Origin of the sequence: Pseudomonas sp. 51_B (assembly GCF_017491595.1) — a bacterium.
Classification (GTDB): domain Bacteria; phylum Pseudomonadota; class Gammaproteobacteria; order Pseudomonadales; family Pseudomonadaceae; genus Aquipseudomonas; species Aquipseudomonas promysalinigenes.
In genome coordinates this window covers 1-24,185 of record NZ_JAFGYW010000022.1, presented here as the reverse complement: position 1 = coordinate 24,185, position 24,185 = coordinate 1, and the positions used below count along the sequence as shown (strand labels likewise).

Below are 24,185 nucleotides of genomic sequence, written 5' to 3'. Positions count from 1 at the left end.
CGGCTCATCTAATCTTTTGCCTACGCAGTCATTCCAACAAGAAGGTGCAGGCATGAGCGAGGCGAACTCGAACGCTGCTACCAGCGAGACGCTGGTCAGTTTCCGTGGTGTGCAAAAGAGCTACGACGGCGAATCGCTGATCGTCAAAAACCTCAACCTGGACATTCGCAAAGGTGAGTTCCTCACCCTGCTTGGCCCTTCCGGCTCGGGCAAGACCACCAGCCTTATGATGCTGGCCGGCTTCGAAACCCCCACCGCCGGTGAAATTCAGTTGGCCGGGCGGTCGATCAACAATGTGCCACCGCACAAGCGCGACATCGGCATGGTGTTCCAGAACTACGCACTGTTCCCGCACATGACCGTGGCTGAGAACTTGGCGTTTCCACTGACCGTGCGCGGCCTGAGCAAAACCGATATCAGCGAGCGGGTCAAACGTGTGCTGAACATGGTACAGCTCGATGCATTCGCCAAGCGCTACCCCGGCCAGCTGTCGGGCGGCCAGCAGCAGCGCGTCGCGCTGGCGCGGGCTTTGGTGTTCGAGCCTCAGCTGGTGCTGATGGACGAGCCGCTGGGTGCCCTGGACAAACAACTGCGTGAACACATGCAGATGGAGATCAAGCACATTCATCAGCGCCTGGGCGTGACCGTGGTCTATGTGACCCACGATCAGGGTGAAGCACTGACCATGTCCGACCGTGTGGCGGTGTTCCACCAGGGCGAGATCCAGCAGATCGCTGACCCCCGCACACTGTATGAGCAACCCAGCAATACCTTCGTTGCCAACTTCATCGGCGAAAACAACCGCATCAACGGCACCCTGGTGTCCCGGGACGGTAACCGCTGCCAGGTGCAACTGGCCCGTGGTGAGAAGGTCGAGGCACTGGCAGTGAACGTGGGCCAGGCCGGTGAGCCAGTGACCCTGTCCATTCGTCCCGAGCGGGTGCGTCTCAACGGGCACAGCGAAAACTGCGTCAACCGCTTCTCCGGCCGGGTGGCTGAGTTCATTTACCTGGGCGACCACGTGCGGGTGCGCCTGGAGGTCTGTGGCAAAGCTGACTTCTTCGTCAAGCAGCCAATCGCCGAACTCGACCCGGCGCTGGCCGTGGGCGATGTGGTACCGCTGGGCTGGGAGGTGGAGCACGCCCGCGCGCTCGATCCGATTGCCGAAGCCCACTGATCGATTGCTTCACCAACCCTGTACTGTGGAGAGAATAATAATGCGCAAGCAGTTGAAACTGACCGCCCTGGCCCTCGGCCTGTGCGCCGCTGGCCAAAGCATGGCGGCGGATCTGACCGTGGTTTCCTTCGGCGGTGCCAACAAGGCGGCCCAGGTCAAGGCGTTCTACGAGCCATGGGAGAAGGCCGGCAAGGGCAAGATCGTTGCGGGCGAGTACAACGGTGAAATGGCCAAGGTCAAAGCCATGGTCGATACCAACAGTGTGTCGTGGAACCTGGTGGAGGTAGAGTCGCCGGAGCTGGCCCGCGGCTGCGATGAAGGCATGTTCGAAGAGCTCGACCCTGCGCTGTTCGGCAACGAGTCCGACTATGTGAAGGGCGCAATCCAGCCATGCGGCGTGGGCTTCTTCGTCTGGTCGACGGTGCTGGCCTATAACGCCGACAAACTCAAGACCGCACCTACCAGCTGGGCAGACTTCTGGGACACCAAGAAATTCCCGGGTAAGCGTGGCCTGCGCAAAGGGGCCAAGTACACCCTCGAGTTCGCCCTTATGGCAGACGGCGTTGCGCCCAAAGACGTGTACCAGGTGCTGGGCACCAAACAAGGTGTGGACCGCGCCTTCAAGAAACTCGACGAACTCAAACCAAGCATTCAATGGTGGGAAGCCGGTGCCCAGCCACCGCAGTACCTTGCCTCCGGTGACGTGGTCATGAGTTCGGCTTACAACGGCCGCATCGCTGCGGTGCAGAAAGAAAGTAACCTCAAGGTGGTGTGGAACGGTGGCATCTACGACTTCGACGCCTGGGCGATCCCCAAAGGCGCCAAGAATGCCGACGAAGCGAAGAAGTTCATCGCCTACACCTTGCAGCCTGAGCAGCAGAAGATCTACTCCGAGAACATCGCCTACGGCCCGGCCAACTCCAAAGCCGTACCACTGCTGGCCGAAGCGGTGAAGAAGGATATGCCGACCACGCCTGAGAACATTGCCAACCAGGTGCAGATCGACGTGGCCTTCTGGGCTGACAACAGCGAGCAGCTGGAGCAACGCTTCAACGCCTGGGCGGCTAAGAAGTAACAACCCGGGAAGCGGGGCCGCTTGGCGGCCCCAATTTCAGCCTGTATCGCGGAGTTCGCCATGGCCATTGCAGTGCCCCTCAACGAAGGCGCAGGTCCAAATCTTAAACAGCGCCTCAAACGTGCCGAGCGGGTCAACCGCTGGAAAGCGCAGGCGTTGATCGCGCCGCTGGCGCTGTTTCTTCTGTTGGTGTTTCTGGTGCCGATCGCCGCGCTGCTGTACAAGAGCGTCGGCAACCCGGAGGTAGTCGGCGGCTTGCCGCGCACCGTCGAGTTGATCAGCCAGTGGGACGGCAAGAGCCTGCCAGGCGAAGACGTCTACAAGGCGCTGAGCCAGGACCTGGCCGAATCGCGCAAGAACCAAACGTTGGGCGACCTTTCCAAACGCCTGAACATGGAGTTGGCCGGTTACCGCAGCCTGCTGGCCAAAACTGCACGGGCAATGCCGTTTAAGGCCGAGCCTGCTTCTTATAAGGATGCCCTGCAGGCGCTGGACGAGCGCTGGGGCGATCCTGCTTACTGGCAGGCGATCCGCCGCAACACCAGCTCGGTGACCCCGTTCTACCTGCTGGCCTCGGTGGACCACCGCATCGATGATCTCGGCGAGCTGGCCAAGACCACGCCGGACCAAGCGATCTACCTGGACATCTTCGCCCGCACCCTGTGGATGGGTGTGGTGATCACCGCCATCTGCCTGGTGCTGGCCTACCCGCTGGCCTACCTGCTGGCCAACCTGCCGACGCGGCAAAGCAACCTGCTGATGATTCTGGTGCTGCTACCGTTCTGGACTTCGATCCTCGTGCGAGTGGCTGCGTGGATCGTGTTGCTGCAGTCCGGAGGCCTGATCAACAGTGCTCTGATGGCGATCGGCATCATCGACCAACCGCTGGAACTGGTGTTCAACCGCACCGGGGTCTACATCTCGATGGTGCACATCCTGCTGCCGTTCATGATCCTGCCGCTGTACAGCGTCATGAAGGGGATCTCGCCCAGCTACATGCGCGCGGCGATTTCCCTTGGCTGCCACCCGTTTGCGAGCTTCTGGCGGGTGTATTTCCCGCAGACATACGCGGGGGTGGGCGCCGGTTGCCTGTTGGTGTTCATTCTGGCCATCGGCTATTACATCACCCCGGCCCTGCTCGGCAGCCCCAACGACCAGATGGTCAGTTACTTCGTCGCCTTCTACACCAACACCAGCATCAACTGGGGCATGGCTACCGCGCTAGGCGGGCTGTTGCTGCTGGCGACCGTGCTGCTGTACCTGATCTATAGCTGGCTGGTCGGCGCCAGCCGCCTGCGCCTGAGCTGAGGAGCCTTGAGATGCTGAGCCCCTACATGTCGCCCGTCGAACGGGTTTGGTTCTACACCCTGCGCATCCTTTGCGGCTTGATACTGCTTTTCCTGGTGCTGCCGGTGCTGGTGATCGTGCCGCTTTCGTTCAACAGCGGCAGCTTTCTGGTGTATCCGCTGCAGGGCTTTTCGCTGCAGTGGTATCACGACTTCTTCGCCTCGGCCGAGTGGATGCGTGCGCTGAAGAACAGCATCATCGTCGCGCCAGCGGCCACCGTACTAGCGATGGTGTTCGGCACCCTGGCCTCGATTGGTCTGACCCGTGGCGATTTCCCGGGCAAGTCGCTGGTGATGGCGCTGGTTATTTCGCCCATGGTGGTGCCGGTGGTAATCATCGGTGTGGCCAGTTACCTGTTCTTTGCGCCGCTGGGCCTGGGCAACAGCTTTACCTCGTTGATTCTGGTGCATGCGGTGTTGGGCGTACCTTTCGTCATCATCACCGTGTCGGCAACCTTGCAGGGCTTCAACTACAACTTGGTACGCGCTGCGGCCAGCCTGGGTGCCTCGCCGCTGTTGACCTTCCGTCGGGTGACCTTGCCGCTGATTGCCCCGGGTGTGATTTCAGGCGCGCTGTTCGCCTTCGCCACTTCCTTCGATGAAGTGGTGGTGACGCTGTTCCTCGCCGGGCCTGAGCAGGCGACTTTGCCACGGCAAATGTTCAGTGGCATTCGCGAAAACCTCAGCCCGACCATTGCAGCGGCGGCGACCCTGCTGATCGCCTTCTCGGTGGTGCTGTTGCTGACGCTGGAGTGGCTGCGCGGGCGCAGCGAGAAGCTCAGGACCCAGCAGCCTGCCTGATCAGGTTACCCCGTGAACCGGCCTTTTCGCGGCTAAGCCGCTCTCACCGAGCCTGCGCAGGCAGTGAGACGCACTGAAAACCGTGGAAGCGGCTTTCGCCGCAAAGAGGCCGGTTCAGGTTGATGCTAATCAGCCTTCAACTGCTTCCCTGAGTTACAATGCGTGCCACCGTGATTCTGCCAACAGGTGCGCCATGCAGCCCTACGCTATTGCCCCCTCCATACTCTCTGCCGATTTCGCCCGTCTTGGCGAGGACGTCGACAAGGTATTGGCTGCGGGTGCCGACATCGTTCACTTCGATGTCATGGACAACCATTACGTCCCCAACCTGACCATCGGCCCGATGGTGTGCTCCGCGCTGCGCAAATACGGCGTGGCCGCACCGATCGACGTACACCTGATGGTAAGCCCGGTCGACCGTATCATCGGCGACTTCATCGAAGCCGGTGCCACCTACATCACTTTCCATCCGGAAGCCTCGCAGCACATCGACCGCTCGCTGCAGTTGATCAAGGATGGCGGATGCAAGGCCGGCCTGGTGTTCAACCCGGCCACCAGCCTGGATGCCTTGAAGTACGTGATGGACAAGGTCGACATGGTACTGCTGATGAGCGTGAACCCAGGCTTTGGCGGGCAGAAGTTCATCCCAGGCACCCTCGACAAGCTGCGCGAAGCCCGCGCCTTGATCGACGCCAGTGGCCGCGACATCCGCCTGGAAATCGACGGTGGCGTCAACGTCAACAACATCCGTGAAATCGCTGCCGCTGGCGCGGATACCTTCGTGGCGGGCTCGGCGATCTTCAACGCGCCGGACTACCAGGAAGTCATCGCCAAGATGCGCGCCGAACTGGCTCAGGCCCGCCCATGAGCGGCTTCGAGCAGCTGTTCCCGGGGGCGCTGCCCAGGCTGGTGATGTTTGATCTGGACGGCACCCTGATCGACTCGGTACCTGACCTGGCCGCTGCCGTGGACCGCATGCTGCTCGAACTTGGGCGCCCACCGGCAGGCCTGGAGGCAGTACGCCACTGGGTCGGCAATGGCGCCCAGGTGCTGGTGCGCCGTGCCCTGGCAGGCGGCATCGAGCACGATACCGTGGATGATGCTTTGGCCGAAAAAGGCCTGGCGTTGTTCATGGAGGCCTATGCCCAAAGCCATGAGCTCACCGTGCTTTATCCGGGTGTGAAGGATACTTTGCGCTGGCTACACAAGCAGGGCGTCGAGATGGCGCTGATTACCAATAAGCCGGAGCGATTCGTCGCGCCGTTGCTCGACCAGATGAAAATCGGCCGGTATTTCCGCTGGATCATTGGCGGCGATACGCTGCCGCAGAAAAAGCCCGACCCGGCGGCGCTGCTGTTCGTCATGCAAATGGCCGGCGTCAGCCCCCAGCAGTCGTTGTTCGTCGGTGACTCGCGCAGCGATGTGCAGGCGGCCAAGGCGGCAGGCGTGCAATCGGTGGGCCTGACCTACGGCTACAACCACGGCCGGCCGATCACCGAAGAATCCCCCAGCCTGGTAGTCGACGACCTTCGCGCATTGCTGCCCGGTTGCGCAGACCCGGCCACTGGGATAACGTTGGCGGACGTTCAAGCCTCCCAAGACAGAGAGTCCCCCGTGGCGGTCACTGGCAAATTCTGGATGAAAGTCATCAAGGCCCTGGCCCGTTGGCGCTGGCGCGCCTGACTCCTGCCCGCCGGCGCCTGCCGGCCCGTCCGCTTGCCCGACCCTATTGCTGCTTGCCACGAGGCTACCCATGACCCGCGAAGAATTTCTGCGCCTGGCCGCTACCGGCTACAACCGCATCCCTTTGGCCTGTGAAACCCTGGCCGACTTCGACACACCGCTGTCGATCTATCTGAAACTGGCCGATCAACCCAACTCCTATCTGCTCGAGTCTGTGCAGGGCGGCGAGAAGTGGGGCCGTTACTCGATGATTGGCCTGCCGTCGCGCACCGTGTTGCGCGTGCATGGCTATCACGTGAGCATTCTGCATGATGGCGTAGAGATCGAAAGCCATGACGTCGAAGACCCGCTGGCCTTCGTCGAGCGCTTCAAGGAGCGGTACAAGGTCGCCGACATTGCTGGGCTGCCACGTTTCAATGGCGGCCTGGTTGGCTATTTCGGCTACGACTGTGTCAGGTATGTGGAAAAACGCCTCGGTGCAAGCCCCAACCCAGATCCGTTGGGCGTGCCGGACATCCTGTTGATGGTTTCCGATGCGGTGGTGGTATTCGATAACCTAGCGGGCAAGATGCACGCCATCGTGTTGGTCGACCCTGCCCAGGAGCAGGCCTTCGAGCAAGGGCAGGCCCGCCTGCAAGGCTTGCTGGAGAAACTGCGTCAGCCCATCACCCCACGCCGGGGCCTGGACCTCAGTGGCCCGATGGCAGCCGAGCCTGAGTTCCGCTCAAGCTATACCCGCGACGATTATGAAAATGCGGTAGGGCGAATCAAGGAATATATTCTGGCGGGTGACTGCATGCAGGTAGTGCCATCCCAGCGCATGTCGATCGATTTCAAGGCTGCACCGATCGACCTCTACCGTGCCCTGCGTTGCTTCAACCCGACGCCTTATATGTACTTCTTCAACTTCGGCGACTTCCATGTGGTTGGCAGCTCGCCGGAAGTGCTGGTGCGCGTGGAAGACAATCTGGTGACGGTGCGGCCGATTGCCGGGACTCGCCCGCGCGGCGCGACCGAGGAGGCCGACCGGGCGCTGGAAGACGATTTGCTCTCGGATGACAAGGAAATCGCCGAGCACTTGATGCTGATCGACCTCGGCCGTAACGACGTTGGCCGAGTGTCCTCCACTGGTAGCGTGCGGCTGACCGAGAAAATGGTCATCGAGCGTTATTCGAACGTGATGCACATCGTTTCCAACGTAACAGGCCACTTGCGCGAGGGCCTGACCGCGATGGACGCGTTACGGGCGATCTTGCCGGCAGGGACGTTGTCGGGTGCGCCGAAGATCCGCGCAATGGAGATCATCGACGAGCTGGAGCCGGTCAAGCGCGGCGTCTACGGTGGTGCGGTGGGTTACTTCGCCTGGAACGGCAACATGGATACCGCGATTGCCATCCGTACCGCAGTCATCAAAGATGGGGAGCTGCATGTGCAGGCGGGTGGCGGTATCGTCGCCGACTCGGTGCCCGCGCTGGAGTGGGAAGAAACCATCAATAAGCGCCGTGCCATGTTCCGCGCAGTGGCCTTGGCCGAACAGACCTCTGCTAAGTAACAGGTGCCCGCTCCACAGGCGATTGCCGTACTCGACAATTGTGCTGCCTGTAGGAGCGGGTTCACCCATGACTGGGTCGCGCCTCTCTAGAAATCGACGCTGACACTCAGGTTCACACCTTGTTGCCTGAGCTCGTCGCTCTTGCGCCAGTTGTAGTTACCTTGCAGGTGCACCCCCGCCACCAGTTCATGGCTCACCCCCAGGCTCGCCCGGGTCAGGTCGCTGTGGGGCGTATAACCTGTCAGCGTGAAGTTATTGCCCGGCAATGTCGTCAGGTGCAGGGTCACATCCTGCTGGTCATCCTCAAACTCGTGCTCTTGCGCCACCTCGGCGAACAGCTTGGTGCTCGGCATTACCTGTACACTGCCCAACAGCCCAAGCCCCAGGCGCCGTGATGTACGGTCTTGGTCATCGACGCCCAGCGCTGTCGAGCGGCCACTCTTTTCGTCATAGCCATCAACCTTCACGTGCGCGTAGTCGCCGCTGATGAAGGGGGCCAATTGCCAGCGGCTGCCGTCGGCCGCCAGGTTGTAGCCTAGGCGCGCAGTAACGGCCCAGGCTTGGCCATCGGTGTCACCTTTTTCACTACGGTCGTTGATGCCCAGCGCGAAGGTCCGCTTGAGGTCACGATAGTCCAATTGGCCGGCACTGAGTGCAGCATCGGCCCACCAGCGGTTCTGGCTGAACTGGGCGAAGGCACTGGCCAGATAGCTGTCGAGTTTGTAGTCCGAGTCCTGTTCACCGGCTTCCAGCTTCTGCCGGTATACGCCGCCGGCAAGACCGACGCGCCAGGCATCGTTAAGCCGGTAGCTGCCGCCAAGAGTCAGGTTGTAGCCACGCCCGTCCGCGCTGGCAGCGCCGGGCTGCGCGTCAAAGTCCAAGTGCTGGGCGCCCGTGCTGACGAAAGCCTGCCATTGGCCGACAGCCTGCCATGGTGATTGCCATTGATTGCGCAGTTCATCCTGATGTGCGCGCAGGCTGGCATGTGCCATCTCTGGCAGCAGGGTCAGTTCCCATGGCGCGGATATGATCGAGTAGGCGTAGTCTGCGATCAGTTGCTGCCCGGCGATGGTCGGGTGCACCGAGTCGTTGAACAACAGCTTGCTCGGGTCAGGTAGGGTGCCGTTGGCTCCATAGAGTGGGTTTTCCACACAGCCGTTACCGCTGTAACAGGTGGCGATGAGGTTTTGATCGGCCGCCAAGCCGAACTGCGCCGGGCTGGCTACCGCTTCGCTGAGAAGCACCGGGATGTTGAGCGGGATGATCTCGGCGTCGATACGGCCCAGCTGGCTGACCAACGACTGGTTGAACACGCCGGACAGCTGCGAGAGTGCAGTCTGCTGTGGTGTGCCGCTGAAGTTTGGCGTCTGCCCCAGGTCTGGCAGCATCCACACCATGATGTAGCGGGCGCCGCCCTGTTGTAGCGCTTGGGCGCTTGAGGCCAGGCGAGCACCGGCCGCAGCGGCATCGGCAGGGCTGTTGACCAGGCCCTGGAGGAAGTCATTGCCGCCACCGGCAAGGTAATACAGAGCATTTGGATCGGCGCTCAAGCCGTTGGCCAGGTAGCCAGGCCGATCGCGCAGCGATGTTCCCGCGCCAATTTGGCCGGGTGGTATGACAGCCCTGGATGTAGTCGTGATCGAGTCGAGGATCTGCTGGGTGGTATAGCCGCCAACTGCCCAGTTGTTGCCGTCGGGCAGGCCAAGGGCCTGGTGGCTCAGCGAGGTCGACGGCCCGAGCTCGGCTGCGCTCAGGCCCAGCTTGCCACCGAGAATCATCGGCGATACCGGAGCGTATTGGCCATCGGCATCACGGTTGGTGAAGCGCATGCCCAAAGTGCCACCGGTCAGGTCAGGAAACTGCCCCGCATCATTGAGGCTGTCACCGAACACTACCAGGGTCGAGTAGGGGGATGGCCCCGCCAGGGCTTGGCTGCAGGCCAGGGCTAGGGTGGCGAGGGCAAAGCCCAGCAAAGGTGCTTTTCGCATCGTTGAACATCCTTTTCATTGTTTTTATGTGAACTAGCTGCTTGACCTTAGCAAATCGCCGGGCATGCCTCCCAAGTCGATTGGTTTCACCGTGTTTACGGGCATATTGCGCCCGCCGTCCCGGTAGGCTACTGTGCGTGCAAGTATGAGCGAGACCTATTCTGTGTTGATCGTCAGCAAACTCTTGATGCGCGTTATCAAGGCCCACGCCCGTTGGCGTTGGCGCGCCTGACTTTATCTCCTGCCGGCCCGTCCGGCCCGCCCCCGTTTGCCTTCCTTATTGTTTAGTGACTGCCCTTGTGGCCAATCCGCGCCCGCAGTTGCTGTAGGAAGGTTCGTTATCTGAAGTCAGTAGATTCAAGAGGTTTAGCCCGATGTTACTGATGATCGACAATTACGACTCATTCACTTACAACGTCGTTCAGTACCTTGGCGAGCTCGGTGCCGAGGTCAAGGTCATTCGCAATGACGAAATGACCATCGCCGAAATCGAAGCGCTCAACCCTGAGCGCATCGTCGTGTCGCCAGGGCCATGCACTCCAAGCGAAGCCGGCGTATCCATCGATGCCATCCTGCATTTCGCTGGCAAGCTGCCGATCCTGGGGGTATGCCTTGGCCACCAGTCCATCGGCCAAGCTTTCGGCGGTGATGTAGTGCGTGCCCGCCAGGTCATGCATGGCAAGACCAGCCCTGTACACCATCGCGATCTCGGCGTATTCGCCCAGCTCAACAACCCCCTCACGGTCACCCGTTACCATTCGCTGGTAGTCAAGCGCGAGACCCTGCCCGATTGCCTGGAAATCACCGCATGGACTGCCCATGATGACGGTTCGGTCGACGAGATCATGGGCCTGCGCCACAAGACCCTGAACATCGAAGGGGTGCAGTTCCACCCCGAATCCATCCTCACCGAGCAGGGCCACGAGCTGTTCGCCAACTTCCTCAAGCAGACCGGCGGCCACCGCTAAGGATCGACCATGGATATCAAGAGCGCGTTGAGCCGCATCGTCGGCCACCTGGACCTGAGCACCGATGAAATGCGCGACGTCATGCGCCAGATCATGACCGGCCAGTGCAGCGAGGCGCAGATAGGCGCCTTCCTGATGGGCATGCGCATGAAGAGCGAGAGCATCGATGAGATCGTCGGCGCCGTGTCGGTGATGCGCGAGCTGGCCGACAAAGTCGAGCTGAAAAGCCTCGATGGCGTCGTCGACATCGTCGGGACTGGCGGTGACGGGGCCAACATTTTCAATGTTTCCACCGCATCGTCGTTCGTGCTCGCCGCTGCAGGTTGCACCGTAGCCAAGCATGGCAACCGCGCCGTTTCGGGCAAGAGCGGCAGCGCCGACCTGCTGGAAGCCGCTGGCATATACCTGAACCTTACGCCGACCCAGGTTGCCCGTTGCATCGACAGCTTGGGCATAGGCTTCATGTTCGCCCAAAGCCACCACACCGCCATGAAGCATGCTGCAGGCCCGCGTCGCGATCTGGGGCTGCGCACCCTGTTCAATATGCTCGGCCCGCTTACGAATCCGGCCGGTGTGAAGCATCAGGTGGTTGGCGTGTTCACGCAGGCATTGTGCCGCCCGCTGGCCGAGGTGCTTCAGCGCCTGGGCAGCAAGCATGTGCTGGTGGTGCACTCCAAGGATGGCCTGGACGAATTCAGCCTGGCAGCGCCCACCTTCGTTGCCGAACTCAAGAACGATCAAATCACCGAGTATTGGGTCGAACCCGAAGACCTCGGTATGAAAAGCCAGAGTTTGCATGGCTTGGCGGTGGAAACCCCGCAGGCCTCCCTGGAGCTGATCCGTGATGCTCTAGGTCGGCGCAAGACCGAAAATGGCCAGAAGGCGGCCGAAATGATTGTACTCAACGCCGGCGCGGCGCTTTACGCCGCTGACCATGCCATGAGCCTGAAAAGTGGCGTGGAGCTGGCCCACGACGTTCTGCATACCGGGCTGGCCTGGGAGAAGCTGCAGGAGCTGGGTGCCTTTACTGCAGTATTTAAGGTGGAGAACGAAGCATGAGTGTGCCGACGGTGCTGGAAAGGATCATTGCCCGCAAATTCCAGGAAGTCGCCGAGCGTAGCGCCCGGGTCAGCCTTGCCGAACTTGAAGGGCTGGCCAAAGCCGCTGATGCTCCACGTGGTTTTGCTGCAGCGCTGATTGCACAGGCCAAACGCAAGCAAGCGGCGGTGATTGCAGAGATCAAGAAGGCTTCACCCAGTAAAGGCGTGATACGTGAGGATTTTGTGCCGGCAGACTGTGCCGTCAGTTACGAGAAGGGCGGCGCGACCTGCTTGTCGGTGCTGACCGACGTGGATTACTTCCAAGGCGCGGACGAGTACCTGCAACAGGCTCGCGCAGCTGTTTCACTGCCAGTCATCCGCAAGGATTTCATGGTCGATCCGTACCAGATCGTCGAGGCACGCGCCTTGGGCGCGGACTGCGTGCTGTTGATCGTGTCGGCGCTGGATGACGTGAAAATGGCCGAACTGGCTTCGGTGGCCAAGGATGTTGGCCTTGACGTGCTGGTGGAAGTCCATGATGGCGATGAACTCGAGCGCGCGTTGAAGACCCTCGACACACCGCTGGTCGGGGTCAACAACCGCAACTTGCATACCTTCGAGGTCAGCCTGGAAACCACCCTCGATTTGCTGCCTCGGATCCCACGTGACCGTTTGGCAATCACCGAGAGCGGTATCCTCAACCGCGCCGATGTCGAATTGATGGAGATCAACGACGTCTACTCCTTCCTGGTCGGTGAGGCCTTCATGCGCGCCCCGAACCCAGGGCTGGAGCTGCAGCGGTTGTTTTTCCCGGATCAGGTGAAGAAGACCGTTCAGCCTTTGGACTGATCGACACCAAGCCGGCTTCGTGCCGGCTTTTTCATGCCTGCCAAAAACCCTAGCAAAGGTGGATCAATGACCGATCAACCCCTGGCGCTCACCGTCGAGCAAGGGCTGCATGCCGAGCAAGAGCTGCTGGCCGCGGTTTGCCGTGGCGAACGCGATGCCGGCGTGCTGTTCTGGCGCCCCACTGACCACGCCTTGGTCATGCCCCGGCGCATGAGCCGGCTGGACAATTTCGAAGCAGCCTGTGCGGAGCTGGCTATCGCCGGTTGGCCGGTGCTGTTGCGCGAAACCGGGGGCGAGCCTGTGCCCCAGTCGCATGCCACGGTGAACGTGGCACTGGTTTACGTGGCCCCGCGCAGCGAAGGCGACCATGGCCGTATCGAAAACGCCTATGAGCGCCTGTGCCTGCCGTTGTGCGAGGTGCTGCGTGAGTGGGGGGGCGTCGCGTCGGTGGGGGAGATCGACGGCGCCTTTTGCGATGGCCGCTACAACGTCAACCTCAATGGCCGCAAGCTGGTCGGCACGGCCCAGCGCTGGCGCCAGGGCATGGGCGGCAAACGCCCGGTGGTACTGGTGCATGGTGCACTGCTGCTAGACAACCAGCGCGAGTCGATGGTCGCGGCGGTCAATCGTTTCAATGAATGTTGCAATCTGCAGCAGCGCTGCCGCGCCGATAGCCATATCGCTCTGCACGAAGTAGCTCCCCAGGCGCCCTGGTTCGAGCGCCTGTCGGTGGCCTACCAAGAGGTGCTGGCTGCACTGCCCAAGGATTAACGGGTACCGTAGACCACCATGGTCTTACCCTTGACCTGCACGAGGCTGCGTTCCTCAAGGTCCTTGAGCACGCGGCCGACCATTTCCCGAGAGCAGCCGACGATGCGGCCAATCTCCTGACGGGTGATTTTGATCTGCATGCCGTCGGGGTGAGTCATGGCATCCGGTTGCTTGCACAAATCCAGCAGGCAGCGGGCTACCCGGCCGGTGACATCGAAGAAAGCCAGGTCGCCGACCTTGCGGGTAGTGTTGCGCAGGCGCTGGGCCATCTGACTGCCCAGGGCGTAAAGAATCTCCGGGTCGAGGCGGGCGAGTTCGCGAAATTTGTCATAGCTGATCTCGGCCACTTCACATTCGGTCTTGGCGCGCACCCATGCGCTACGTTGCTGCCCACCACCTGTTGGCTCGAACAGCCCCAACTCACCGAAAAAATCGCCATTATTGAGGTAGGCGATGATCATCTCGTGCCCTTCGTCATCTTCAATCAGAATGGTTACCGAGCCTTTGATGATGAAGGACAGGGTTTCGGCATGGTCACCGGCGCAGATGATGTTGCTTTTGGCGGTGTACCGCCGGCGCTGGCAGTGAATCAGCAGCTTGTCGATGTTCTTGATCTTGGCGGGTAGGGCGGAGGCAACCATCACGAAATCCTGTTCGATGCGAGGCATAGGCGCTTGTTTGACCTTGACCAACGCGACGCGCCAGTCAATTGGCGCCAGCTTATCAGACAGTGCCGGAATATTTGGCACTAAAGCGAATCGCATTGAGCTTTTCCGACAGGCATACAAAGCTTAAGCTGGCACCCTTTTGCGAAATCCAGGAGTACGGACAGATGAAGGCACGCATCCAGTGGGCCGGTGAAGCGATGTTCCTCGGTGAGTCGGGCAGCGGCCACGTCGTGGTGATGGACGGGCCTCCGGAGGCCGGTGGTCGCAACCTGGGCGTACGGCCAATGGAAATGCTCTTGCTAGGCCTTGGTGGCTGCAGCAGTTTCGATGTGGTCAGTATTCTGAAGAAGTCACGCCAGGCTGTGGAAAGCTGCGAAGCGTTTCTGGAAGCGGAGCGCGCCAGTGAAGACCCTAAAGTGTTCACCAAGATCCATATGAATTTCGTGGTCAAAGGCCGCGCCTTGAAAGAAGCGCAAGTCAAGCGGGCTGTGGAGCTGTCGGCCGAGAAGTATTGCTCGGCCTCGATCATGCTCGAGCGTGCCGGCGTTGAAATCACCCACGGTTACGAAATCGTAGAGCTGGGCTGAGAGTTGGAAATCAGGGCTGCATCGCAGCCCTGGCGCTGGTCAGTCTCGCAAGGCCGGCAGGGCATTGAGCAACCATTGTGGCAGGCAGTCCCTAGCCGCCTGGCTCAGTTGCTCTCGCTTTTTCTGATATCCGACTCCCAAGCCGATCAAGCCCAGGCCGATAAGGGTAAGCACGATTGGGAACATCAAAGACTCGGCAAATACTTCGTAAGACAGATACCCAAGGTAAGCTGCTACGCCCATCGCCCCGAACACCATGAAGACAGGCCGGCGTAACAACACGGCTACGGCCATCAAACCTAGATTTATGAGGCAGTAAAGCGCTTTGCCCAGTTCGCTGTCGCTTTCCATCATCGTCAGCCCACCCCAGAACGCTGCCAGGCCAGCCAAATAGCCCCAATGGGCGTAGTCCTGGCGAGTTCGCCCGTCGACCACCAGGCAGACCAGTAGCATGGCGAGCCCGAACCAAAGTGATACGGTGCGCCTTTGCTCCCACGAAAACGCCGAGCCGTGAACCCATTCGCTAAGGTCCATCGACATGAACCACAGAGCAACGGCAATGGGCATCACCACGAACGGGTAGGGCACCAGGCGTAACATCAGTAGCCCAGCGATCACGGTCGCCGCCTCCATCACCAGCCACCCGCCCTGTACGTAGGTGTAGTACTGGTGGTAATCCCCTTGAGCGTCATCCAGTGGCCACCAGCCGATCAACCGCTCGATGGCGAACACCGCCAACGGCACGATGCTGACGGCAACGGCAGCCAGAACCCCGGCGGCAACGGTTTGCGCACGGCTCTGCAGCCTCAGGGCGAGCAACGTGAGGACCGCGACATAGAGCGCGGCGATAGCCAGCAATGCGCCGTCACCGATCGACAGCCAGGCTTCGGTGAGCAGCCAGCCCATCGCGCCCATGATCAACAGTGCGCCGAAATAAAAAGCGACATGGGCTAGCTGGAAGCTACCCTGGGCGCAGGGCTGCTGGCGCAAGAACACCAGCAGGGCCTGGTCCTGGCCAGGCTGGAGAATGCCTGCCTGTACGGCGCGCGCCAGATCCTTGGCGTCGATACGTTCCATCATCTGTGCGCCTTTAGATGCGGTAGGTACTTTTGGTCATGACTTTCGCCAGCAGGCTCATGCCAAACCGTACAGGCCTGGGGAAACGATAGCCGCCTGCTTCCAGCGCAGTTTCAGCGTGCTGTTCTTCATCTGCCCGCATTTGCTCGAGGATGGCGCGTGATTTTTCGTCCTGTTCGGGCAACTGCTCCAGGTGTTCGTCCAGGTGCTTGCACACTTGGTGTTCGGTAGCAGCGACAAAACCCAGGCTGACCTTGTCGCTGACCAAGCCGGCGAGGGCACCGATGCCGAACGACATTCCATAGAACAACGGGTTGAGCACGCTCGGGTGGCTGCCCAACTGACGGATGCGTTGTTCGCACCAGGCCAGGTGGTCGACTTCTTCCTCGGCCGCCTGTTCCATCGCTTTGCGTACCTGCGGCAGTTTGGCGGTCAGGGCTTGGCCCTGATACAACGCCTGAGCGCAGACTTCACCTGTGTGGTTGATGCGCATGAGGCCGGCGATGTGGCGAGTCTGGTCGTCATCGAGCTGGGTATCCGGTTGGATGATCGCTGGCGACGGGCGGGAGGGTTGGCCGCTGAAGGGCAGCAAGGTGCGCATGGCGGTATCGGCCTGCAGCAACAAGCGGTCGAGCGGCGAGTAGTGACGTTCGGTGGCCATCGGGCACCTCCGCTGAAGTGATGCCCGACAGTTTACCTCAATAGTCCGGATGGGGCTTGCCTTGGGTCAGCCCGGTGGCCAATGCATCTGGCGCTGACCCAGTACATGCATATGGATGTGGTAGACGGTTTGACCGCCTTGCTCGTTGCAGTTCATGACCACACGAAAACCGTCTTCGCAGCCCAGCTCTTTTGCCAGGCGCTGGGCAGTGAACAGGATATGACCGGCCAGGCCTTTGTCTTCTTCGGTCAAGTCGTTGAGGGTGCGGATGTGCTTTTTCGGGATAACCAGAAAATGCACTGGCGCCTGCGGCGCGATGTCGTGGAACGCCAGAACCTGGTCGTCCTCGTAAATGATCTTGGCCGGGATTTCCCGGTTGATGATCTTGATGAATAAATCGTCCACAGCACGTTCTCCATGGTGAGTGTCGGGCCGAGTGTACTCAGCCGCAGGCCACTCGCCCAGTGGCTATTCCACGCCGACCGGGCAGTATCGGCGGTGAATGAAGCCGGCCAGCTTGCGGGTCAACCAGCGTGGCAGCAGGCGTGTAGTGAATGCCAGCCAGCGGTTACGAAGCACCGGCATGATCACTGCACGGTTTCGAGCCAAGGCACGCACGGTATACAGCGCCACCTCTTCCGGGCTCAGGCAACCGCTGTGGTTTTCAAGCCGGGGGATGGGGCGTCGCGCTGAGCGCACTGGGCCGGGGCACAGGACCGATACCTTGATGCCGGCTGGCTTGAGCTCCTCGCGCAGGGCTTCGCTGAAATGCATGACATAGGCCTTACTGGCAGCGTAAGTGGCCATGGCTGGGCCAGGCGCCACTGCCGCCAAGCCCGCGACGTTGAGAATCTGCCCTCCACCTTGCACGGCCATCAGGTTGCCGATGGCATGGCACAGGCGGCTTAGCGCAAGGACATTGACCTCGAGCAGATCTTGCTCATCGGCCCACTCGTGGGCCAGGAATGGCCCATAGGTGCGTTGCCCTGCGCAATTGACCAGCAGGTCGATGCGTCGCTCACCTTCTTCCAGTTCCAGCACAAACCCTGACAGGCGCAGGGGCTGGCTGAGGTCGCAGGCGCGCAGCAGCACTTCGACGCCGAAGCGCTGGGCCAGCTCCAGTGCAACGGGCTCCAGGGTTTCGCGATGGCGTGCCACCAGTATCAAGCTGCGCCCACGCCTCGCCAGGGCTTCCGCCAGGGCCAGGCCCAGCCCGCTGGAAGCTCCGGTGATCATGGCGTAACGGGTCATGCAAGGCTCCTGGGGCGCAAATGGGCGCCTAGTGTACAGCCTGGCTGGGCGAGTTGTTGCCTTTTGCTACAAGGCATGGGACGCCGGTTTGGCGTCAGAAGGGCTTGACTACAACCAGTATTACGATGGCTAGCAGGAGCAGCACGGGCACTTCGTTGAACCAGCGATAGTAAACGTGGCTGCGGGTGTTGTTGCCGGCAGCGAAGCGTTTGCGCTGCGCCCCGCAGATGTGATGGTAGCCGGTCAGTACAAGCACCAAGGTGAGCTTTGCGTGCAGCCAGCCCTGACTCAGCCATCCGGGGCTGAGGTAAAGCATCCAGACGCCGAAGACATAAGTTGCGATCATTGCCGGGTTCATGATGCCGCGGTACAGCTTGCGCTCCATGGTGATGAAGCGTTCCTGGCTGATCTGGTCCTGGCTCTGGGCGTGGTAGACGAACAATCTGGGCAAGTAGAACAAGCCGGCGAACCAGCAGACCACGCTGACGATATGCAGCGCTTTGATCCATAGGTAAAGCATGGAGTAAGTTCCTTGAGCTAATCACGGTCGTCAGATAGTAGAGCCCAGAGGGCCAAAGGGGCACCCCAAGAGTTGTTACAGGCGCTTCGCGCCCCTATTATCGTGCGCTTTCCAGACGGCTCGTTGAGAAGGGGCAAGCGTTATGATCAAGGTCGGTATCGTCGGCGGCACGGGTTACACCGGCGTCGAACTGTTGCGTCTGCTGGCGCAGCACCCACAGGCCGAGGTGGCGGTCATCACTTCGCGCTCCGAGGCGGGGGTGGCGGTAGCCGACATGTATCCGAACCTGCGCGGCCACTATGATGGCCTGGCGTTCAGCGTGCCCGACAGTAAAGCCCTTGGGGCGTGCGACGTGGTGTTCTTTGCCACCCCGCACGGTGTTGCCCATGCACTGGCTGGCGAGTTGCTTGCCGCCGGGACTAAGGTCATCGACCTCTCTGCAGACTTCCGCCTGCAAGACGCAGCCGAGTGGGGCAAATGGTATGGTCAGCCTCATGGGGCACCGGAGCTTCTCAAGGATGCCGTCTACGGTCTGCCAGAGGTCAACCGCGAGAAGATTCGCCAGGCCCGTCTGATTGCCGTGCCGGGTTGCTATCCGACGGCCACCCAGCTCGGCTTCCTGCCGTTGCTCGAGGCTGGCTTGGCCGACCCTTCCCGCCTGATTGCCGACTGCAAGTCGGGGGTTAGCGGTGCTGGCCGTGGTGCTGCGGTCGGCTCGCTGTTCTGCGAGGCTGGCGAAAGCATGAAGGCTTACGCGGTCAAAGGTCACCGTCACCTGCCCGAAATCAGCCAGGGCCTGCGCCTGGCCGCAGGCACCGATATCGGCCTGACCTTCGTGCCGCACCTGACGCCAATGATCCGTGGCATTCACGCGACGCTCTATGCAAATGTGGTGGATGCGTCGGTCGACCTTCAGGCTTTGTTCGAGAAGCGTTACGCCGATGAGCCGTTCGTCGACGTGATGCCGGCTGGGAGTCACCCTGAAACCCGCAGCGTGCGAGGCGCCAACGTCTGCCGCATTGCCGTTCATCGCCCGCAGGGTGGCGACCTTGTGGTGGTATTGTCGGTCATCGATAACTTGGTCAAAGGTGCTTCGGGCCAGGCAGTACAGAACCTCAACATTCTCTTTGGGCTGGATGAGCGCATGGGCCTGTCTCATGCAGGCTTGCTGCCGTAAGCGTTCGCTGATCAACAGGCCCGCCGAGTGCGGGCCTTTTCGTATGTCACGACTAAAGCCGCACAATTCTTGACCAATTTTCTCGGAGAAGCGGATAATGCGCTTCATCGAGTTTTATGGCGGTTACTGCGCCGGGAGAATCAACATGAGCGTCGAAACCTTCACCCCCACGGCTTTGGAGTTCACCCACGGTGCCGCGCAGAAGGTGAAGAATCTAGTTTCCGAAGAAGGCAATGATCGCCTCAAACTGCGTGTTTTCGTCACTGGCGGTGGCTGCTCGGGCTTCCAGTACGGCTTCACCTTCGATGAGGACGTTGCCGAGGACGACACCATCGTCGAGCGCGAAGGCGTTTCGCTGGTGGTCGACCCGATGAGTTTCCAGTACCTGGCCGGGGCCGAAGTGGACTACCAGGAGGGTCTGGAGGGTTCTCGTTTCGTGATCAAGAACCCGAATGCCGCGACTACTTGCGGTTGCGGTTCTTCATTCTCTATCTAAAACAGATCCAATGAAAACGCCGCGCATTTGCGCGGCGTTTTGCGTTTTGCCTCGTCTACCTGGGATAGATCGCCCCGAGTACTCGCAGCCCTTTGGCCGCCGTCACGCTGGGACGATTGGCAGCAATACCCTCCAAGCAGCAGTGGGCCAGCCAGGCAAAGGCCATCGCCTCGACCCAGTCCGGGTCAACGCCATGGGCGCCGGTGCTGCTGACCTGAGCCTGAGGCAGCAGTTGGGCAAGCCGCGCCATCAAGGCGCCATTGCGAGCACCTCCGCCACACACCAGCAGCGCCTGAGTGTCCTGCTGGGCGTTCTGCAGCGCTTCGATGATGCTGCGCGCAGTCAGTTCCAGCAACGTGGCCTGGACATCTTCTTCGCGGTAAGCGGGCAAACGTGCCAGATGACCATCCAGCCATGGTAGGTTGAATACTTCGCGGCCGGTGCTTTTGGGGCCGCTACCGGCGAAGAATGGGTCACTCAGCAGGCTGGCCAGCAAGTCGTGCTTCACCTGACCGCTGGCAGCCCATGCACCGTCAGCGTCATAGGTGTGACCACGTTTGCGCTCTATCCAGGCGTCCAGCAGCACGTTGCCGGGCCCGCAGTCGAACCCTTGCACGGGTGTGTCGCGCTCGATAAGGCTCAGGTTGCTGAAGCCGCCGACATTGAGCACTGCCAGACGCTGCCCCAAGTGACCGAACAGGGTTTCATGGAAGGCCGGTACCAATGGCGCACCTTGGCCGCCAGCAGCAACATCTCGCCGACGGAAGTCGGCAACCACGCTAATGCCAGTCAATTCGGCAAGAAGCGCCGGGTTGCCAATTTGCACGGTGAAGCCGCGGGAGGGTTCATGACGTATGGTTTGCCCGTGGCTGCCAATGGCACGGATGGCGTTGGCTTGCAGCCCCTGCTGGTCGAGCAGTTGCCGTATGCCTTCAGCTGCCAGGCTAGCCCAGCGGTTCTCAGCCACAGCGGCGCGGGCGATCTCGTCGGGGCCACTGCTACACAGGTTCAGCAGCGCCTGACGTAGATCGGGCGGCATCGGTAGATAGCATGTGGCAAGCAGATCCACTCGCTTGCCTGATTCGATTAAAGCGATGTCCAGCCCATCGAGGCTGGTACCGGACATCACTCCAAGGTACAGAGCCATGGCTCAGCGCTTGTTCGCCGCGAGCATGGTGGCCTTTTCCTGGTCCATGCGGGCGATCAGCGGTTGGCTTTGTTGCAGGAACCGCTGGCGTTCGTTCTTGGCGATCGGGTCAGCCATTGGCACCTTCTGGCTCAGCGGGTCTACGTGTACGCCGTTGACCTGGAATTCGTAGTGCAAGTGGGGGCCGGTCGACAGGCCGGTAGTGCCGATGTAGCCGATGATCTGGCCCTGTTTGACGTTACTGCCGGTCTTGATGCCTTTGGCGAAGCCCTGCATGTGCCCGTAAAGGGTTTTGTAGCTATTACCGTGGGCAATGATCACAGTGTTGCCGTAACCGCCACGGCGGCCAGCCAATTCGATGCGTCCATCACCCGCTGCCTTGATCGGCGTGCCGCGTGGCGCTGCATAGTCGACACCCTTGTGTGCGCGGATCTTGTTGAGGATCGGATGCTTGCGGCCAGCGGAGAAGCGCGAGCTGATACGGGCAAAGTCGACAGGGGTACGGATGAACGCCTTGCGCAGGCTATTGCCGTCTGCGGTGTAGTAGCTGGTATTGCCCTGTTTGTTGGTGTAGCGCACGGCGGTGTAAGTCTTGCCGCGGTTGGTGAAGCGTGCGGACAGGATATTGCCGGTGCCGACAACCTTACCGTCCATGACCTTCTGTTCATAGACCACGTCGAACTCATCGCCAGGGCGAATGTCCTGGGCGAAGTCGATGTCGTAACCCAGTACCTTGGCCAGATCCATGGTCATGCTGTGGGAAAGACCGGCGCGTTGAGCCGATGCCGACAGCGAGCTTTTGATCACTCCATGGGCATAAGCGGAGCGAACCACCGGCTTGCTGATTTCGCGATCGAACGAGTAACCCTTGGCAGTCTTGGTAAGGCGAATGGTTTCAAGGTTGCTGACCTTGCTGTGCAGGCTCGTCAATTGGCCATCTTTGTCGAGTTCGAACTGCAGTACTTGGCCATGCTTGAGCTGGCTGAATTGCTTGGCCTGCTTGTTGCTGGCCAGCAGATCGTGCACCGCGTTGGCTGGCAATCCCACCTTGGCAAAGAGGGTCGACAGGGTGTCGCCACGCGCTACTGTCACCTCGCGGTGGCCGGGCACCTTGGCTTCGGCGGCTTTATCAGTGGCAGGCGCTTGCTGTGCAGCTTGTTCGGTATCGGAGGCAGCACCGTCGATCTGGGCGAAGGGCGAATCCTGGTCACCCTGAGCCTGTACCAGCGGTGCTGCGTTGGATTCGTCCTTCAGTTGATCGGCAGGGCTTTCCAGTTCCAGGCTCAGGGTCGTTTTCTTGGCTTCGACTTCGCTGGATGGGAATACAAGGAGGGCCAGGCTGAGCAGGGCGGCGATGCCGCTGGCGGCCAACAGATGGCTTTTCGGATAAAGCGGGGGCGCTTTAGGCGTTTCGTTGGTCATAGATAGGGTAACTTTGAGGAAAAATGAATATGGAAAAGATGAATGACATGATGAAGATGAAATAACTGTATAAAATATAACCAAATCCATCTTCGCGCAAGGGCGCGTAGACGCTGTGACACCTCGGTCGGGTCACAATTCATTTCCAAACTTGTAATTGGTGGCCGATCTTGTATGGTTGGCTCCTTTTGAATCTGAGCCTTGCGGGTCTTTCTATGAAGTCGGTTGAAGAGCAGCTGGCGCTTATCAAGCGCGGCGCGGAAGAGGTGTTGGTCGAGTCGGAACTGGTCGAGAAGCTCAAGCGCGGCCAGCCTCTGCGTATCAAGGCAGGCTTCGACCCAACTGCGCCTGACCTGCATCTGGGGCACACGGTGCTGATCAACAAGCTGCGTCAGTTCCAGGAGCTTGGCCACCAGGTGATTTTTCTGATTGGTGACTTCACCGGCATGATCGGTGATCCAAGCGGGAAGAGTGCCACGCGTCCGCCGCTGACCCGCGAGCAGGTGCTGGACAACGCCGAAACCTACAAGCAGCAGGTGTTCAAGATTCTCGACCCAGCCAAGACCGAGGTTGCTTTCAACTCCACCTGGATGGACAAGCTTACACCTGCCGACTTCATTCGTCTGGCCTCGCAGTACACCGTCGCGCGCATGCTCGAGCGTGATGACTTCGACAAGCGTTACACCACCAACCAGCCCATTGCCATTCACGAGTTCCTTTACCCGCTGGTGCAGGGCTATGATTCGGTGGCGCTCAAGGCAGATGTGGAGCTGGGCGGTACCGACCAAAAATTCAATCTGCTGATGGGGCGCGAACTGCAGCGTGCCTATGGGCAGGAAGCGCAAAACATCGTCACCATGCCTCTGCTCGAAGGCCTCGATGGCGTGAAGAAGATGTCCAAGTCGCTGGGCAACTATGTCGGCATTCAAGAAGCGCCCGGTGTCATGTACAGCAAGCTGGTGTCGATCCCGGACACGCTGATGTGGCGTTATTTCGAGCTGCTTAGCTTCCGTTCGATGGAAGAGATCGAGCAGTTCCGGGCTGATGTTGCCAATGGCGCGAACCCGCGTGACATCAAGATCAAGCTGGCCGAAGAAATCGTCGCTCGCTTCCATGGCGAAGAGGCAGCAGCCAATGCACACCGTGCTGCGGGCAACCGGATGAAGGATGGTGAGCTGCCTGAGGATCTGCCTGAAATCGAAGTGGCTGCAGCTGAGGATCTGCCGATCGCGGCCGTTCTGAATCGAGCCGGCCTGGTGAAAAACTCGGCGCAGGCTCGCGACTTGCTCAGTGGTGGTGCTGTCAAGGTCGATGGTGCGGTGGTCGACAAGGATTTCATGTTTGTCCTTGGTGCGACTCATGTGTGTCAGGCGGGCAAGAAGTCGTTTGGCCGGGTAACCTTGAAGGCTGAGTGATTGCCACGCGGCGTAGCTATATATAGAAGCGGGGAGGCCAGTAGGCCTCCCCGCTTCGTTTTATTGAAGGTTATTGAAATTAAAGGTTGACGGGCTTTCGAATCCCCTTATAATGCGCCCCACTTCCAGCGACATCGGAACGAAAAACTCCTTGAGATTCAACGAGTTAATGAGTTCGGGCGAGATTGGAAGCGCTTCGGTCGACTGATCGATAGCGGTGGAGATGAAGGTTGACAGCGGTTTTAAACGCTGTATGATTCGCCTCCCGCTACGAGAGATCGCGGCGAGTCAAGTGTTTGAAGCTAAACGAGTTTCTCGCAAAAAACTTCAAAATAAACGCTTGACAGTAAATGAGGAAAGCGTAGAATGCGCGCCTCGGTTGAGACAAAACGCTCTTAACCAAACGCTCTTTAACAAATCGAATCAAGCAATTCGTGTGGGTGCTTGTGAGTACGGACTGATAGTCACAAAGATTATCAGCATCACAAGTGGCCATGCGAGAAATCACATAGTC

General features: G+C 60.2%; 25 protein-coding genes. 16 read left to right on the top strand and 9 right to left on the bottom strand.

Features of this window, described 5'->3' with window-relative positions; translation table 11 throughout:
• Window positions 1-52: 52 nt before the first annotated feature.
• The 7 genes from J5M56_RS19390 (at window position 53) to trpE (ending at window position 7,634) form a co-directional block, all read left to right on the top strand.
• On the top strand, window positions 53-1,177 hold the full coding sequence (locus J5M56_RS19390; RefSeq protein ID WP_060477478.1) for an ABC transporter ATP-binding protein: 1,125 nt from the start codon (window positions 53-55) through the stop codon (window positions 1,175-1,177).
• Between the two features lie 40 nt (window positions 1,178-1,217).
• Window positions 1,218-2,252, top strand: coding sequence for an ABC transporter substrate-binding protein (locus J5M56_RS19385; protein ID WP_207937565.1), 1,035 nt, complete (start codon window positions 1,218-1,220; stop codon window positions 2,250-2,252).
• A gap of 60 nt (window positions 2,253-2,312) precedes the next feature.
• Window positions 2,313-3,560 carry an ABC transporter permease gene (locus tag J5M56_RS19380; protein WP_186478648.1) on the top strand — a complete coding sequence of 416 codons (1,248 nt, stop codon included), beginning with the start codon at window positions 2,313-2,315 and terminating at the stop codon, window positions 3,558-3,560.
• Window positions 3,561-3,571: 11 nt separating this feature from the next.
• Window positions 3,572-4,399, top strand: coding sequence for an ABC transporter permease (locus J5M56_RS19375; protein ID WP_060477481.1), 828 nt, complete (start codon window positions 3,572-3,574; stop codon window positions 4,397-4,399).
• 193 nt (window positions 4,400-4,592) lie between these two features.
• A complete protein-coding gene (gene rpe, locus J5M56_RS19370) occupies window positions 4,593-5,267 on the top strand; it encodes a ribulose-phosphate 3-epimerase (protein ID WP_207937564.1) in 675 nt (224 codons plus the stop codon).
• Complete coding sequence (locus J5M56_RS19365; protein ID WP_207937563.1) at window positions 5,264-6,082, top strand: phosphoglycolate phosphatase; 819 nt, start codon at window positions 5,264-5,266, stop codon at window positions 6,080-6,082. Before rpe ends, J5M56_RS19365 begins: the two co-directional genes overlap by 4 nt.
• A gap of 70 nt (window positions 6,083-6,152) precedes the next feature.
• Entirely contained in the window at window positions 6,153-7,634 is a 1,482-nt protein-coding gene (gene trpE / locus J5M56_RS19360; RefSeq protein WP_207937562.1) for an anthranilate synthase component I, read from the top strand.
• A gap of 86 nt (window positions 7,635-7,720) precedes the next feature.
• On the opposite strand, the gene estP is transcribed toward trpE, so the two are convergent.
• A complete protein-coding gene (gene estP, locus J5M56_RS19355) occupies window positions 7,721-9,622 on the bottom strand; it encodes an esterase EstP (RefSeq protein WP_207937561.1) in 1,902 nt (633 codons plus the stop codon).
• A gap of 374 nt (window positions 9,623-9,996) precedes the next feature.
• Here estP and J5M56_RS19350 point away from each other — a divergent pair, with 374 nt between their 5' ends.
• The 4 genes from J5M56_RS19350 (at window position 9,997) to J5M56_RS19335 (ending at window position 13,250) form a co-directional block, all read left to right on the top strand.
• Entirely contained in the window at window positions 9,997-10,590 is a 594-nt protein-coding gene (locus J5M56_RS19350; RefSeq protein ID WP_060477485.1) for an aminodeoxychorismate/anthranilate synthase component II, read from the top strand.
• Window positions 10,591-10,599: 9 nt separating this feature from the next.
• Entirely contained in the window at window positions 10,600-11,649 is a 1,050-nt protein-coding gene (gene trpD / locus J5M56_RS19345) for an anthranilate phosphoribosyltransferase (RefSeq protein ID WP_060477486.1), read from the top strand.
• Window positions 11,646-12,479, top strand: a complete 834-nt coding sequence (gene trpC, locus J5M56_RS19340; RefSeq protein ID WP_186478652.1) for an indole-3-glycerol phosphate synthase TrpC — start codon at window positions 11,646-11,648, stop codon at window positions 12,477-12,479. The genes trpD and trpC overlap by 4 nt, the downstream gene beginning before the upstream one ends.
• A gap of 66 nt (window positions 12,480-12,545) precedes the next feature.
• Complete coding sequence (locus J5M56_RS19335) at window positions 12,546-13,250, top strand: lipoate--protein ligase family protein (RefSeq protein WP_060477488.1); 705 nt, start codon at window positions 12,546-12,548, stop codon at window positions 13,248-13,250.
• Here the strand turns inward: J5M56_RS19335 and crp are convergent.
• A complete protein-coding gene (gene crp, locus J5M56_RS19330) occupies window positions 13,247-13,891 on the bottom strand; it encodes a cAMP-activated global transcriptional regulator CRP (RefSeq protein ID WP_186478654.1) in 645 nt (214 codons plus the stop codon). The two genes, J5M56_RS19335 and crp, sit on opposite strands and share 4 nt — an antisense overlap.
• A 191-nt stretch (window positions 13,892-14,082) precedes the next feature.
• Between crp and J5M56_RS19325 the strand changes: the two genes are divergently transcribed.
• On the top strand, window positions 14,083-14,505 hold the full coding sequence (locus J5M56_RS19325) for an OsmC family protein (RefSeq protein ID WP_016715792.1): 423 nt from the start codon (window positions 14,083-14,085) through the stop codon (window positions 14,503-14,505).
• 39 nt (window positions 14,506-14,544) lie between these two features.
• Here the strand turns inward: J5M56_RS19325 and J5M56_RS19320 are convergent, their stop codons facing one another.
• The 5 genes from J5M56_RS19320 to hemJ all read right to left on the bottom strand — a co-directional run bounded on the left by J5M56_RS19320 (window position 14,545) and on the right by hemJ (window position 18,014).
• The gene (locus tag J5M56_RS19320; RefSeq protein WP_207937560.1) at window positions 14,545-15,585 is read right to left on the bottom strand and encodes a DUF2157 domain-containing protein; all 1,041 of its coding nucleotides are present in this window, start codon (window positions 15,583-15,585) and stop codon (window positions 14,545-14,547) included.
• A gap of 10 nt (window positions 15,586-15,595) precedes the next feature.
• Window positions 15,596-16,243, bottom strand: a complete 648-nt coding sequence (gene coq7, locus J5M56_RS19315) for a 2-polyprenyl-3-methyl-6-methoxy-1,4-benzoquinone monooxygenase (protein WP_060477490.1) — start codon at window positions 16,241-16,243, stop codon at window positions 15,596-15,598.
• A gap of 66 nt (window positions 16,244-16,309) precedes the next feature.
• Window positions 16,310-16,648, bottom strand: coding sequence for a histidine triad nucleotide-binding protein (locus J5M56_RS19310; protein ID WP_012316537.1), 339 nt, complete (start codon window positions 16,646-16,648; stop codon window positions 16,310-16,312).
• A gap of 63 nt (window positions 16,649-16,711) precedes the next feature.
• On the bottom strand, window positions 16,712-17,494 hold the full coding sequence (locus J5M56_RS19305) for an SDR family oxidoreductase (protein WP_060477491.1): 783 nt from the start codon (window positions 17,492-17,494) through the stop codon (window positions 16,712-16,714).
• A gap of 94 nt (window positions 17,495-17,588) precedes the next feature.
• Window positions 17,589-18,014 (bottom strand): protoporphyrinogen oxidase HemJ, encoded by a 426-nt coding sequence (hemJ, locus tag J5M56_RS19300; protein ID WP_207937559.1) that lies wholly within the window; start codon window positions 18,012-18,014, stop codon window positions 17,589-17,591.
• Between the two features lie 142 nt (window positions 18,015-18,156).
• On the opposite strand from hemJ, the gene argC reads away from it, so the two are divergent.
• Together argC and erpA are read left to right on the top strand one after the other, a co-directional pair.
• Window positions 18,157-19,191, top strand: coding sequence for an N-acetyl-gamma-glutamyl-phosphate reductase (gene argC / locus J5M56_RS19295; protein ID WP_207937558.1), 1,035 nt, complete (start codon window positions 18,157-18,159; stop codon window positions 19,189-19,191).
• Window positions 19,192-19,336: 145 nt separating this feature from the next.
• Window positions 19,337-19,687, top strand: coding sequence for an iron-sulfur cluster insertion protein ErpA (gene erpA / locus J5M56_RS19290; protein ID WP_015268740.1), 351 nt, complete (start codon window positions 19,337-19,339; stop codon window positions 19,685-19,687).
• A 55-nt stretch (window positions 19,688-19,742) separates the two neighbouring features.
• Here erpA and J5M56_RS19285 read toward each other — a convergent pair whose 3' ends face one another.
• Both J5M56_RS19285 and J5M56_RS19280 read right to left on the bottom strand, forming a co-directional pair.
• The gene (locus J5M56_RS19285; protein WP_186478658.1) at window positions 19,743-20,834 is read right to left on the bottom strand and encodes an anhydro-N-acetylmuramic acid kinase; all 1,092 of its coding nucleotides are present in this window, start codon (window positions 20,832-20,834) and stop codon (window positions 19,743-19,745) included.
• A 3-nt stretch (window positions 20,835-20,837) separates the two neighbouring features.
• Window positions 20,838-22,256, bottom strand: coding sequence for a peptidoglycan DD-metalloendopeptidase family protein (locus tag J5M56_RS19280; RefSeq protein WP_186478659.1), 1,419 nt, complete (start codon window positions 22,254-22,256; stop codon window positions 20,838-20,840).
• Window positions 22,257-22,471: 215 nt separating this feature from the next.
• Here J5M56_RS19280 and tyrS point away from each other — a divergent pair, with 215 nt between their 5' ends.
• Entirely contained in the window at window positions 22,472-23,671 is a 1,200-nt protein-coding gene (gene tyrS / locus J5M56_RS19275) for a tyrosine--tRNA ligase (protein ID WP_060477496.1), read from the top strand.
• 223 nt (window positions 23,672-23,894) lie between these two features.
• Window positions 23,895-24,185, top strand: a 291-nt coding sequence (locus tag J5M56_RS19270) for a hypothetical protein (RefSeq protein WP_207937557.1), incomplete at its 3' end; no start/stop codon positions are given.